At 67.8% G+C, this 12,366-nt stretch carries 11 protein-coding genes; 5 read left to right on the top strand and 6 right to left on the bottom strand.

Features of this window, described 5'->3' with window-relative positions:
• Positions 1–93: 93 nt before the first annotated feature.
• Positions 94–834 carry a WXG100 family type VII secretion target gene (locus QT196_RS29170; protein ID WP_168481647.1) on the bottom strand — a complete coding sequence of 247 codons (741 nt, stop codon included), beginning with the start codon at positions 832–834 and terminating at the stop codon, positions 94–96.
• The gene (locus QT196_RS29165; RefSeq protein WP_168481646.1) at positions 831–1,139 is read right to left on the bottom strand and encodes a hypothetical protein; all 309 of its coding nucleotides are present in this window, start codon (positions 1,137–1,139) and stop codon (positions 831–833) included. The genes QT196_RS29170 and QT196_RS29165 overlap by 4 nt, the downstream gene beginning before the upstream one ends.
• A 239-nt stretch (positions 1,140–1,378) precedes the next feature.
• On the opposite strand from QT196_RS29165, the gene QT196_RS29160 reads away from it, so the two are divergent.
• The 3 genes from QT196_RS29160 (at position 1,379) to QT196_RS29150 (ending at position 5,667) form a co-directional block, all read left to right on the top strand.
• The gene (locus QT196_RS29160) at positions 1,379–1,786 is read left to right on the top strand and encodes a hypothetical protein (RefSeq protein ID WP_085927385.1); all 408 of its coding nucleotides are present in this window, start codon (positions 1,379–1,381) and stop codon (positions 1,784–1,786) included.
• A gap of 402 nt (positions 1,787–2,188) precedes the next feature.
• Entirely contained in the window at positions 2,189–4,339 is a 2,151-nt protein-coding gene (locus tag QT196_RS29155) for an ATP-binding protein (RefSeq protein ID WP_290355992.1), read from the top strand.
• Positions 4,336–5,667, top strand: coding sequence for an SUKH-4 family immunity protein (locus QT196_RS29150; RefSeq protein ID WP_168481644.1), 1,332 nt, complete (start codon positions 4,336–4,338; stop codon positions 5,665–5,667). The genes QT196_RS29155 and QT196_RS29150 overlap by 4 nt, the downstream gene beginning before the upstream one ends.
• A gap of 66 nt (positions 5,668–5,733) precedes the next feature.
• Here the strand turns inward: QT196_RS29150 and QT196_RS29145 are convergent, their stop codons facing one another.
• Positions 5,734–6,033 carry a hypothetical protein gene (locus tag QT196_RS29145; RefSeq protein WP_168481643.1) on the bottom strand — a complete coding sequence of 100 codons (300 nt, stop codon included), beginning with the start codon at positions 6,031–6,033 and terminating at the stop codon, positions 5,734–5,736.
• Positions 6,034–6,473: 440 nt separating this feature from the next.
• Here QT196_RS29145 and QT196_RS29140 point away from each other — a divergent pair, with 440 nt between their 5' ends.
• The gene (locus QT196_RS29140; RefSeq protein WP_168481642.1) at positions 6,474–6,806 is read left to right on the top strand and encodes a hypothetical protein; all 333 of its coding nucleotides are present in this window, start codon (positions 6,474–6,476) and stop codon (positions 6,804–6,806) included.
• Between the two features lie 149 nt (positions 6,807–6,955).
• Positions 6,956–7,984 carry a PE-PGRS family protein gene (locus QT196_RS29135; protein WP_168481641.1) on the top strand — a complete coding sequence of 343 codons (1,029 nt, stop codon included), beginning with the start codon at positions 6,956–6,958 and terminating at the stop codon, positions 7,982–7,984.
• 94 nt (positions 7,985–8,078) lie between these two features.
• On the opposite strand, the gene QT196_RS29130 is transcribed toward QT196_RS29135, so the two are convergent.
• The 3 genes from QT196_RS29130 to QT196_RS29120 all read right to left on the bottom strand — a co-directional run bounded on the left by QT196_RS29130 (position 8,079) and on the right by QT196_RS29120 (position 12,318).
• Positions 8,079–9,395, bottom strand: coding sequence for a S8 family serine peptidase (locus QT196_RS29130; RefSeq protein WP_290355991.1), 1,317 nt, complete (start codon positions 9,393–9,395; stop codon positions 8,079–8,081).
• Positions 9,396–9,473: 78 nt separating this feature from the next.
• Positions 9,474–10,772, bottom strand: coding sequence for a S8 family serine peptidase (locus QT196_RS29125; RefSeq protein ID WP_290355990.1), 1,299 nt, complete (start codon positions 10,770–10,772; stop codon positions 9,474–9,476).
• 193 nt (positions 10,773–10,965) lie between these two features.
• Positions 10,966–12,318, bottom strand: a complete 1,353-nt coding sequence (locus QT196_RS29120; protein ID WP_290355989.1) for a S8 family serine peptidase — start codon at positions 12,316–12,318, stop codon at positions 10,966–10,968.
• Between the last annotated feature and the right edge of the window lie 48 nt (positions 12,319–12,366).

Below are 12,366 nucleotides of genomic sequence, written 5' to 3'. Positions count from 1 at the left end.
GAAACGGCGGTGGGGCGTCCCTCTCAGGAGGGGCGCCCCACCGCCGTTCTGTATGTGCGTGGTGCGTGCGCGGCGGTGCCGACCGGCGAGCTGTCAGCCGAACGCGCCGTGCTGGGTGACGTCGGGAGTGGGCCGGCCGGGGACCTCGCCGCCGGCGGCCGGGGTGTCCTTGGCCGGGGCGTCGGCGGCGGTGGCGGTGGCGGGCCCGTCGGCCGTCCCCTTCTTCTCCTGCCCGGCCTTCGGGGTCCGCTCCTCGCCGGGTGCCGGTTCGGCGACGGCCGGCTGGGTCCGTACGCCCTTGGCGATGCCCTCGCCGCCCCGCGTCCTGGCCTCGCCGGCCTTCGCCGGGCCGAACGGGTCGGGCCCCTGTGCGGCGGTGGAGGTCTCCCAGGTGTGGCCGACGACCGGCCCCCGCGACTGGCCGCCCCCGCCACCGCGCTTGCCGAACGCGCCGCCGAGGCCGTTGGCGAGCTGGCCGAGCGCCATGAAGCCATAGGCGACCTCGGTGCCCGATGAGGACGAGGAGTTGGCGGAGTTCTTGGCCGGCGCCGTCTCGTGGTGTTCCTCGCCGCCCTTGTCCTCGGGGGGCGCGGCGGCCGCGTTCTCCAGGTCGGCGGCGGCCAGTTCGAAGGCCGGCAGGGAGTCGTCGACGGACCGCTTGAGGCGGTGCCACTCCCCCGCGAACGCCTCACCGGCCGGGCCGTGCCAGTTGGCCGCGGCGGCGGTGCCGACATGCCGGTCCAGATCGCGGACCAGGCCGTCGAGGTGCTTGCCCATCTCCCGCCAGCCGGCCGCCGCTTCGTGCAGGGCCTGGGGGTTGCGTCGCTCGCTCACTTGACGCTCCGCATCATCTCGACCAGCTCGTCCTCGGCCGCCTGCGTGTTCGCGACGGTCTCCTTGATCCCTCCGCCGACCTCGGCGAGCCGCTGCTGAAGCTGGACGAGCGCCTGCTCGGCCTGTTCGTACAGCTCACGGAACGGCTGGGCCTCCTCGTCGCTGCCGAAGCCGTTCCGCAGGGCCTCGGCATCGGCCCGCCGTCTGAATGCGGCCAGCTGCCGGCTCAGTTCTTCCGCGCGTATCTCGAAGGTCGCACCGAGCTTGTGCAACTCCTCTGTACTGAGCCGGACTTCGTCGGACATCATTTCTCCCCGAATTGAATGACAGCTACCTGCCAACATCGCCTCAGGTCTAGCACACCCGCAATAGGCCCGAAGCACTCTCCGGAGCGGGCGGAGCGCGAACCGCGGAATGCATACGGAGCAATATGCGGCAATACCGACAACCCCCGCCTTGACGACCTGTTCACATCCGTCATTAGACTTCAGGACGCCGGTGCAGCACATGCGGTTGCTGTGCCACCACGTTCAAGGGGGCAGGGATGAGCAACGAGCGGCAGATCCAGGACGAGGACCTGATGGATGTCGCCCAGGACCCGGAGCAGGCGCACCGGCTGCGTAAGGCACTGAAGGTCCTGGCGGACAACCCCAACGTCGGCGGCAAGCTCCAGGAGATGGCCAAGGAGGTCCTCTCCGGCCGTATCGGCATGAAGGACGCGATCCAGACGCCGGGGTACATGGACGCGCTGGGCGACCGGATGAACCAGATCCGGCGGGCCGCGGAGGACCAGACCATGGCGGAGCGCGAGGAGTCGCGCGAGAAGTTCGCCGCCTGGCAGAAGGAGCAGGAAGCCAAGGAGGACGAGGAGCGCGCCGAGCGCGACGGCCCCTCGGGCACCATCGTCAGCACTCCGCGGCGCGGCGGCCGGGGCGGCGGACACCGGGGCTGACCCGCTCTTCCCCCGGGCGGCGCGCGGGCCGGACCGGCAGTACGGCGGCCGGCCCGGCAGCGCGGCGGGGCTGTTCCTTTCCTCCACCGAAATCCGTTCAAAGAGTCCCTTGAGGCGATACGGAAGAAAGCAGATCGGCCGCCGGATTCATGGACGGTCTGCTTCCTTTCCGCACACGGGATTCCCGTTTTCTCCACACCGCGCCCCAGGAACAACGCACTTAACGCGGGCCCCGTGAGCCACCTTGCGCAGTCACTCGGCAAGGCGCCCGGCCTGCGTGTTCCAGTTCCGGCACAGCCACCCCCGCACCGTCCCCGGCGGGCGGTCCGGATCATAGGATCGAGCCGGTACACGCAGGAATCCACAAAGGTGGAGACGGGATTGATGGGGGACGAGGAAGCCATGAGCGCCTCAGACGAAGGAATCGCCGCAGCGGCCGGATACGCACCTCATCCGTACGTCGGCGGCCGCACCGCCGTGTTGCGCGCGCTCGCGGCCTGGCGGATGCGGTGGCCCGGCGCCCCGCGCGTCATCGTGCTCACCGGAAACCCGGGCAGCGGGCGTTCGCGCCTGGTCACCGGCTTCCTGATGATGTGCGATCCCGGCTACCGCAAGCAGCTGCCGCTGGACGATCTGGACCCGGCGACGGTGCCCCCGGACCTCCCGGCGCCCGCCGTGCCGAACCCCTCAGGGCGCACCGCGGCCCAGCTGTTGTGGGTCATCGCCGATCATTTCGGACTGACCGCGGACCGCGCCGACGACATCTTTCCCGAACTCGCCGCTCGTGAAGAGCCGGTGACGATTGTGGTGCCGGACGTCGACCGGGCCGGCCCGGTCCGTGCCGCGCAGGAGCCGGCCCGCCTCGTACGGGACGTGCTCAAGCCGCTCGCCACCACCGGAACGGTGCAGCTGCTCGCCGATGTGCCGCGCGAACTGGCCGCGGAACTGGCGGAGTCGCTGCCGTCCGGCCAGGCGCAGATCATCGATCTCGACGCGCCCGAGTGGGCCGATCCGAAGGGTCTGGTGCGGCACGCCGAGACCGCGCTCGACCCCGGCGCCGGGGCGCCGGACCTCCCCTTCACCACCGACCCCGCCGTGCGACTGCCGCTCGCCAAGGCCCTCGCCGGGCAGGCGGACGGCAGCCGGCTCACCGTCCAGCTCGCCGTGCAGTCGCTGCTCCTGCAGCCGGAGGGCTTCGACCCGGCGGACGAGTCCCTGCTGCCCGCCACCGTCGGTGAGGCCCTCGACCTGCACGCCCGCCGGCTGGGCGTCGATCCGCAGACGCTGCGGCTGCTGCTGACGCCGCTCGCGTTCGCCGAGGGTGCCGGACTGCCCGTCCAGCTGTGGGGTCCGCTGGCGAATGCCGTGGCCGGATGGGACATGAGCCAGGATCTCGCCGACGGCATGCTGCTGGCCGCGCCGTTCATCCAGCCGGTCGAGCCGGACGCGGAGGAGGACGCGGACGACGAGGCGGCGGGGAACGGTGCCGACGACGGCCGTATGCTGCTGCGGCTTCAGCACCCGGGGATCGCCGAGGAGATCCGCTCCGGTCTGCCGGACGTCCGGGACGCCCAGACCAAGATCGCCATGGCGCTGCTGGAAGCGGTGCCCCAGCAGAACTGGGCCAAGGCCGACCCGTACATCCGCGACCATCTCGCCGCCCACACCCTCGAAGCCGGGCTGCTCCCCCAACTCCTCACCGACCCGGGCCTGTTCGCGCACGCCGACCCGGTGACGCTGCGGGCCGCCATCGAGGCCGTACCGCTGGAGCAGCTGGGCGCCCCGGCCCGTACGTACCTGCGCACCGCTCCGCTGCTGACCCGTTCGCAGGCTCCGGCCGACGTGCGGGCGGCGTTCCTGGAGAGCGCGTTCGTCGAGGACGGGCTGGCGCCGTACGCGGAGGCGCTGCACACCCTCGGCTTCGACCTGCCGTGGCGCACGCTGTGGAGCGTGCCGCTGGCCGGCGTCCGCGCCGTGACGACCGGTTCGCTGCCCCAGGAGGGCGGCGAGGGCGCGGCGGCGGAGCCGGGCCCGGGCACGGACGAGGCCGGATCCGGCGGGGAAGGAGCGGCGCCCGCGTCCGGCGGCCCCGCAACCGCGCTCCGCCCGGTGGCCGCCTTCGTCGTCCCCGAGGGCACCCCCGGCTCCCGTACGCTGCCCGGCCCGGACGGCGACGCCTCCGGGGACGGCGGCGGTGCGCTGCTCCTCCACGACCTGCTGCGGCCCGGATATGTCGACGCCGACCCGGCACAGGTGCAACTGCCCTCCGAAGAGACGAGGGCATCGGCCCCCTTCGGGTTCAGCCGGGGCGCCGACTACCTGCGGGTCTGGGCCCGGGCCGGCCAGGAGGTGGTGGCCGCGCTGCTCTCGGACACCCCGCTCACCGGCGCCGACCTCTCGCCCGACGGGGTGCTGGTCGTCGCCACCGAACGCGGGGTGACCGCCCGGCAGATCCTCGCCGCGGCTCCCGCGGCCGCCCCCACGGTGCCGGCCCAGCGCTCCGGCGCCGCCGACTCCGCTGCTTCCGACGGCCTCGAAGGAGACCACTCGTGATCAACCAGGCGCAGGCACACGCCACCGCCGCCCGCTGGCTCAACCCCGAGGGACATCAGGGTCCCCCGCGTGAGGTGGCCATGCAGGAGTTCGACCTCGGCTGGGTGGTGTGGGCCGTACCGCCGCCCCCGGAGGTCGACCCGCAGACGGGGCAGCGGCGCCCGCCCGCCGAGGTCGGCGCCGCCTGCGGGGTCGTCGACCGGGCGTCCGGTGAGCTGACGGTGTGGCCGTCGGTACCGGTCGACGAGGTCGTGCGGATGTATCAGCAGAAGCACGGTGCCGGGTCCGCCGCGGCTCCGGCGGCACCCGCCGAGCCGCCGGTCACCGGCCCCGGCAACACCGCCGTCGCGACCTACGCCGACCCGTCGACCGGCGAGGAGACCAGCCTCGCCCGCGTCTCGGCGCCCGGCCAGCCGCCCGCCGAATTCCAGCTCCACGACGAGCTCCAGCGGCTGGGCGTGGACCCCGCGAACGTCCGCGCGGTGCACACCGATCTGCGCTCGGCCCTGCTGCCCGGCGGCTACCCCGGCGACTTCATCCTCCGCACCTTCCCGAACGCCACGTTCTCCTGCACCGAGGGCTACGGCATGCGGCCCGAGGAGCGCGCCGAGGGCATCGCCGGACTGCTGCGGCACGTCGAGATGATGCATCAGCTGGCGGGCCGGCAGGCACCGCCGCGACCGCACCGGGTGCCGGTGCCGCAGCGGGTCGAGGCCGCACCGCAGATCCGGGACGTGGCCCTCGGCAAGCACCTCGTGGAGGTCTTCGGGCCCCAGGGGGTCACCCGCCCGGACGCCGATGACCTCGCCACGACGCAGCTGCCCGAGGCCACGAAGAGCACGCTGGTCTGGGCCGGTCTGCCCGCTCAGGTGCCGTTCTTCTTCACCGCGGACCGGCCGGCGGCCCCGCCCGCCGGCGGGCTGTTGCCGGACGTGGCGACCTACCTGCGCGCCACCGGCACCGAGGCCAGGGAACAGACCCTGGCCACCCTCGCCGGATACGTCCGGATCGGCACCGACGGCCTCTACACGCTCGCCGTCCAGTGCACGGCCGCCGAGGAGAACCAGAACCTGGTCGGCACCGTCTGGGCGGTCCAGCCGTCGTCGGGCGGCGGCCGGTTCGTCAACCGCACGCTGTCCGCCTACTTCCGCTCGCTCGCCCTGCTGGTCACCACGCGCGCGCAGATGCAGGGCATGGACCCGTACGCGGCGGGAGCGGCGGTCGCCGCCTTCCAGGAGCAGATCGCGGCGATCGACTCCTGGGCGCTGGACGACGACAGCAACTGGTGGTCGCTGGTCATCGAGCAGATGTGGCACGGCTTGTTCTGAGGGACCGGGGGCTTCAGGGACCGGGGGCTTCGGGGGCTTCGGTCCCCGTCTCCCCCGCCCCGGCCGTCAGGGCAACAACAGCCAGTCCGAGGCGAGCGCGGCCGCCAGGCCGATGCCCAGCAACCAGGTGCCGAGCCGGGTGCGCCCGTGCCGGCTGAGTTCGATCACCACACCGCAGAGCACCAGTGCGGCTCCGTACACCCCGACCACCAGCACCGACGTACGCGACGCCAGGCGCACCACGAGCACCCCCGCCATCGCGGCCATCAGTACCGAGGCCAGGACGATGCGTATTCGCCGGGCCTGACGAGGCGTCAGCCCCACACGGCTCTCGGTAAGGGGCTCTTCATTGCCGGGTACGTCCATGAGCGGGAATGCTACGGGACGAGTGATCGCCGGACGGCGCCGATCCCCGATGCCGGGTTCAACTCGCCCTGCACGCGGGCGAATCGCCCAGGTGCACTCGCCCTACGCTCGCCTTGCGCTCTCCTGGAACGGATTCCGAACCGGGCCCGGCCCGCCCCGGGAACGCTCAACACTCAGAACTCAGCGAATGATTGACCAGCGGCGTACCAATATTTAACCTTCCCTTTCAGTACGTCGCCGTGGCACCCGCCTCCGTACCGCCCACAAGTTTCACCAATGCCTCAGGTAGGGCAATTCCCCAGAATCCCAACGGCGTTGCCACCCCTGATGCCCACGTTCCCTCCACACTTCTCGCCTTGACATGCCCGCATTCAGATCGCCTAATGTGGGCTCGTTAAGAACGCGACAAGTATCGCGCGGGACACCGCAAAACGGGGGCAATGGTGGCAGGCAAGGCGTTCGATGTCGATCCGGATGTGCTGCGCACGCAGGGCAACGCGTTTGTGCACATCGGCAGCGATTTCTCCAAGGCGTCGAAGAAGCTTCAAGACGATCTTGAAGGCCTTGGCAGCCCCTGGGAGAACTGCGACTTCGGCGATATTTTCGAAACGATCTACACGCCCATCAGGGACGGCATGTTCGAGTCGATGGACTCCCTGGGCGAGCGCCTCGAAGACATCGGCGACAAGCTCCAGAGCATGGGCGACTCGTACACCGATTCCGACGAGCAGGGCATTCACACCATCAGCGCGGTAGGCCGCCCGGCCATCTGACGCCGCCCCTGCCCCACACGAGGCCGGATGGGCCTTTCGCCCCCGCCTCGCTCTCCCTCTCCCTTTCTCTCTTCCTCTCCTTCTCCACCACCGCCCTTCCATTCCATTCCACTCAACAATCGGTCAACACTGCACGGGGGACGATCACTGTGTCATTGACGCTGCCAGGCGAGGTAGCTTGGGTCCTGGACCTCCTCGGCTACAACTGGCCGGACGCCGACGAGGACAAGCTCCACGAATGCGCGCAGGCCTGGCGCAACTTCGCCGAGTCGGTCAACCAGGCGTCCTCCAAGGGCTCTTCGGCAGCCAATGAAGTCGTCTCCGCCAACTCCGGCGATGCGATCGAGGGCTTTTCGAATGAATGGGGCACCTTCTCCGGCGGCGGGAACAGCGGGGACAACTACCTCCGCGACGCCGCCGCTGCGGCCGAGGTCATCGCCCTCGCCTTCGACGCGGCCGCCATCGCCGTTCTCGCCGGCAAAATCGCGGTCATCGTCCAACTCGTCATCCTGGCCACCGAGATCATCGCGGCCCAGGCCGCCGCACCCTTCACCCTCGGCCTTTCCGAGCTCGGTGCCGCAGGGGCCACTCAGGCGACCCGCGTGATGGTCCGCCAGATCCTCGACAAGATCAAACGCGAGGTCGTGGAGGCGGCCACCAAGGCCATGGAGCACGCCACCATGGATGCCATCAAGAAGATGGCGAAGAAGGCGGTCTCCAAGGAAGCTCGCAAGATCGCGGCGGACTATGTGAAGAAGACGGTCAAGGAGACCGTCAAGGACAAGGTCGTCGACCAGGCGAAGGAAATCGCCCGGGACAAAATCGTTGAAGAGGGCAAGGCCAAGGCCCAAGAGGCCGCGACGGAGATGGCCCAGAACGTCGCACAGCAGGGCATCGAAAGCCACTTCGGTGCCCGCGACGGAATCGACTGGGGCGAAACCACCGACATCGCCAAGGACAAGGCCGGCGAATACGTCGACGGCATCAAGGAAGGCGCCCAGGACTACAAGGACGGCGTCGCCAGCCTCGCCGACCCCGGCACCTACATCGACCACGCCAAGGAAGACCTCACCAACCGCGGCCTCGACCACGCCCAACGCCACGTCGACCGCCGCACCGGCGGCGCGGCCACCCGCAACCAGGACACCACGGACGAGGTCCGCTCCGTCTTCGGCTGAGCCGGCATTCTGCGGTCACACCGAAAATAGGCCCACAGCCTCCTCGGCTGTGGGCCCAATCCGGTCCATACACGTCTTTACACGGCAGGAAATCTCACTGCCCCGGAGGCTGAGTGGGCGGTGCTGTGGGGTAAGCGCCCGGATTCCCCGGCTGCTGGTAGTAACCGAACTGCTGCTGAGGCGGAACTCCAACACCGCCACCCGGACCGCCAAAACCAATGCCACCGCCAGGGGGCGGAGGGCTGCGGCGCTTCTTCTGGGCAACGAGCACACCGATGACAGTGCCCAGAACGACAACCCCGCCCAGAGCGATACCGGCGACCGCGAGGGGACTCAGTCCGCCGAGGACACCCATCGCGCTCCCCTGAGCTTCCTGCCCCGGAGCATCCGCACCCGCGCCGGCATCAGCCTGAGAGTCCTTCGGCATGATGAGCGGCCCATTCTTCGACCCCGCAGGGACGTTCTCCGAGAGGGCCCGGTACGGGCGAATCACGCCGTAGCCGTACTTGGGGTCAGGGGACGAGATACCGGTCTTGCCATCAGGCGTGATCGCCGTCTTCGTGAGGCGATTGGCGACCTGACCGGCTGTGAGGTCCGGGAACTTCGAGCGAACGAGGGCCGCTGCGGCCGAGACATATGCCGTTGAGTCGGAGGTTCCCGTGGCCTGCCGGTACTTCATTGAGGTACCAGCGGAGTAGATCTTCTCGCCAGGAGCGATCAAACGGATGTGGGGGCCGTAGTTGGACTCGCCAAGGACCTTGCCGTCCTCGGCAACTGCACCGACTGCCAACACACCGGGAGCTGCCGCTGGGTACGAAGGCTTACTGGTGCCTTCATTGCCGGAACCAGCAACCAGCAACACGTCCTTCTTCACGGCATAGCTGATGGCACTCTTTTCGTTCTCCGTCAGTGCGTAAGGCCCCGCGAAGGACATGTTGATGACCTTGGCACCGTGATCAACCGCGTATCGAAGGGGGCCGTCGAAATTGTTCGCGTCTCCCCCCATCGATTCATTCCTCTTGATCGGAAGGATCTTCGCATCTGGCGCCAGACCCATGATGCCGTCCGCGCGGTGGGGGCCGTGCCCATGCCCCGCGATCAAGGCAGCCATGGCCGTTCCGTGATCATCACCGGTTTCATGACCTGCCGTACCACCCCCGTCGGCAAAGCTCTTCCCCGGAAGCACATTGCCCTTGAGGTCGACGTGCTCCCCGTTCACACCGGAGTCAATGACCGCCACGGTGACGTTCTTACCGGTCGACTCTTTCCACACCTTCTGCGGATTGAACGCATCAAGCGCCCACTGCCCGTCCCGGATGTAGTCCGCCGAAGCGCTCGGCGCGGCTGCGAAGAGCAGCGCCCCTGCCGCCGCGAGGCCGCCCACCGCACGCAGCGTCCGCGTGAAGCTCATGCTGTTACACCTCTCCTCAACAGGCGGCGGCCCGCAGCTCGAAGCTGCGGGCCGCGCCTGTGATGAAACAGTTCGGGATTACCGTCCCGGCGGCTGCGTGGGCGGCGCCGACGGATATGCACCAGGCGCGCTCGGCTGCTGCTGATGGCCCGGGTACGGCGGATGCGGCACAAAGCCACCGGGACCGCCCGGTCCGCCGTAGCCACCGGGACCACCCGGAGGCGGACCATTACGCCGGTTCTTCTTCTTGACCACCAGCACAACAATCAGCACGACGACGAGGAGGCCGACCACACCACCGACAATGCCGATGATGACGCCCGTACTCATGCCCTTGTCGCTCTCGGCTGCCTGCTGAGCGTCCTTGCTGGATGCGTTGGACGAACCGTCCTTCAGGGCAGGCAACGGCCCGTTCTCAGATCCCTTGGGCATCTTCTTGATGAGCGCCTGCCAGGGGTTGACGATGCCGTATCCGTAGTGACGGTCGGGAAGCTTCTTGCCCTTCATGCTGTCCGGCAGAACAGCGGTCTTCACCAGACGGTTGGCAACCTGGCCTGCGGTGAGGTCAGGGAACTTGGCGCGGACGAGGGCAGCGGCGGCGGAAACGTATGCTGTGGAGTCTGACGTGCCATTCGCCAAGCGATAGGGAGTCTCCACTCCCGCCGACCGGATATGAAGCCCCGGGGCTAGCAGCTTGATATGAGAGCCGTAGCTGGAGAACTTCCAGACCTTGAGATCAATGTCCGCCGCTCCGACAGCGAGAACCCCCGGTACCGAAGAAGGCAGATGAGGAATGCTGGAACCTGAGTTTCCAGATGCCGCAACTAGCAGGACGTCATGCTTTCGGGCATAGTCAACAGCGGCCTTTTCAGCAGATGACGTGTCCCCGAAGTCCTCGAACGACATGTTGACGACCTTCGCGCCGTGGTCCACGGCATACCTCAACGGTTCCGCGTAGGACTCCTCCTTGTCGCCAAGGTCAATTCCCACGGGAAGGATCTTGGCATCAGGCGCCAGCCCCTTAACACCGTCGCCGCCACCAGGCCCATGCCCGTGCCCAGCGATGAGCGAAGCCATGGCGGTGCCGTGCTCATACTTCCCATCCGGGCGATCTGCCGTTCCTCCATCGAGGAAACTCTTGCCGGGAAGAACACTTCCCTTTAGATCAGGGTGACTGCCGTCTACCGGGTCGTCGATAACCGCAACCGTGACGCCCTTACCTGTTGACACCTTCCAAATATCGTCAACGCCAAAGACCGTCAACGGCCACTGGTCTTTCCTGGTCTGGTCTGCCGAAGCAACCGGCGCGGTGCCGAAGAGCAGTGCTCCCGCCACCACCACACCGCCCGCCGCACGCAGCGCCCGCGTAAAGCTCATTCAAGCTCCTCCTACCGCACCAGATTGGGGTCCACAGCCTCAAGGCTGTGGACCCCAATCTGCTTCTTCCAGCTCTTGCTGCGTTGCAGGAGCCGTCCCCACTCATTGGGTTACGCGATCTCGTCACAAGACCCAGTTGACGACCTGGCCCTACGCGATCGCACCGCCATTGGACGTAAGAATTGCAGAGCTCTCACTGGCCTGGCGGCGGCGTGGGCGGCGCGGGCGGGACTGCCCCTGGAGCGCTGGGCTGCTGCTGATACGGACCCGACTGCTGATACGGGCCCGGCTGTTGATACGGACCCGGCTGTTGGAACGGACCCGGCTGCTGCGGCGCAAACCCAGGACCACCGAACCCACCGGGGGGCGGGCCGTTACGGTCGTTCTTCTTTCGCACCACAATGATGATGATCGCGACAACGAGTAGCACGCCGACCGCGATTCCCACGATGGCTCCGGTACCGAGCCCGCTGTCCTTCTGCTCACTTGCTTGGTCGCCAACGGTGCCCGATGCCCCCGGAGCGGACGCTCCACCGGCTGCAGGCTCAGTTTTGGGAGTCTTCAGAGGACCGTTCTTCGAACCGGTCGGAACGTTCTTCGTCAGCGCGCTGTACGGACGGATGAAGCCGTACCCGTAGTGCGGGTCCGGAAGCTCCATCCCTTCCTTCCCCGGCGGCAAACCAGCCGTCTTCACAAGACGATTAGCGATCTGACCGGCGGTGAGGTCGGGGAACTTGGAACGGAGAAGCGCTGCGGCTCCCGAAACATAGGCTGCAGAGTCAGAGGTTCCGTTTGCCAGTACGTACGGCTTGTTCGCCCCTGCAGACCGAATGAACGTGCCAGGCGCGGTCAGCATCGTCTGCGGGCCGTAATTCGAGTCTTCCCACACCTTGCCAGCCTTATCGACTGCGCCAACCGCCACGACTCCCGGATAGGAAGTCAACTGATCAAGCTTTCCCACTCCATCGTTACCTGTCGCAACGACGAGGAAGATATTCTTCTTGATGGCATTGTGGAGAGCCTGCTTATCGTCCTCGGAAAGAACGGCCTGCCCGAATGACATGTTGATGACAGAGGCACCTTGACTGACAGCATAATTCACCGCCTTCGCCAAGCCGCCCGAGCCCGGCGCCGAAATCTCGTCCTCGGGAGTGATACCTACTGGCAAAATCTTGGCATCGGGAGCTAGTCCTTTGACCCCATCTGAGCCGCTGGCCCCATGCCCGTGACCAGCAATGATGGATGCCATCGAAGTGCCGTGATTGTCTTGATCCTCTTGATTCGCCGGCCCGCCTTGGTCAAGGTCCTTCCCTGGCAGGACGTTGCCTTTCAAGTCGGGATGATCTCCGTTAACAGGATCATCGATCACTGCAACCGTGACGCCCTTGCCCGTTGACACCTGCCATACGCTTTCAGCGTCGAATGACTTCAACGGCCACTGGTCATCTCTGATCTGGTCCGCCGAAGCAGTCGGGGCGGAGCCAAAGAGCAGTGCCCCCGCCATCATCGCGCCGCCCACCACACGCAGCGTCCGCGTGAAGCTCATGCCGTACACCTCTCCTTAGCAAGATGGGCCCGCAGCCCGAAGACTGCG

It is taken from the genome of Streptomyces sp. P9-2B-2, from assembly GCF_030406865.1.
GTDB lineage: Bacteria > Actinomycetota > Actinomycetes > Streptomycetales > Streptomycetaceae > Streptomyces > Streptomyces platensis.
This window is presented reverse-complemented; position numbering and strand designations above follow the sequence as displayed.

Excerpts from the sequence above, each read along its gene's own strand:
- QT196_RS29145 (WP_168481643.1), bottom strand. The coding sequence starts at position 6,033 with ATGGACGTACCCGGCAATGAAGAGCCCCTTACCGAGAGCCGTGTGGGG.
- QT196_RS29155 (WP_290355992.1), top strand. The coding sequence starts at position 2,189 with ATGAGCGCCTCAGACGAAGGAATCGCCGCAGCGGCCGGATACGCACCT.
- QT196_RS29140 (WP_168481642.1), top strand. The coding sequence starts at position 6,474 with ATGGTGGCAGGCAAGGCGTTCGATGTCGATCCGGATGTGCTGCGCACG.
- QT196_RS29125 (WP_290355990.1), bottom strand. The coding sequence starts at position 10,772 with ATGAGCTTTACGCGGGCGCTGCGTGCGGCGGGCGGTGTGGTGGTGGCG.
- QT196_RS29160 (WP_085927385.1), top strand. The coding sequence starts at position 1,379 with ATGAGCAACGAGCGGCAGATCCAGGACGAGGACCTGATGGATGTCGCC.
- QT196_RS29165 (WP_168481646.1), bottom strand. The coding sequence starts at position 1,139 with ATGTCCGACGAAGTCCGGCTCAGTACAGAGGAGTTGCACAAGCTCGGT.
- QT196_RS29120 (WP_290355989.1), bottom strand. The coding sequence starts at position 12,318 with ATGAGCTTCACGCGGACGCTGCGTGTGGTGGGCGGCGCGATGATGGCG.
- QT196_RS29130 (WP_290355991.1), bottom strand. The coding sequence starts at position 9,395 with ATGAGCTTCACGCGGACGCTGCGTGCGGTGGGCGGCCTCGCGGCGGCA.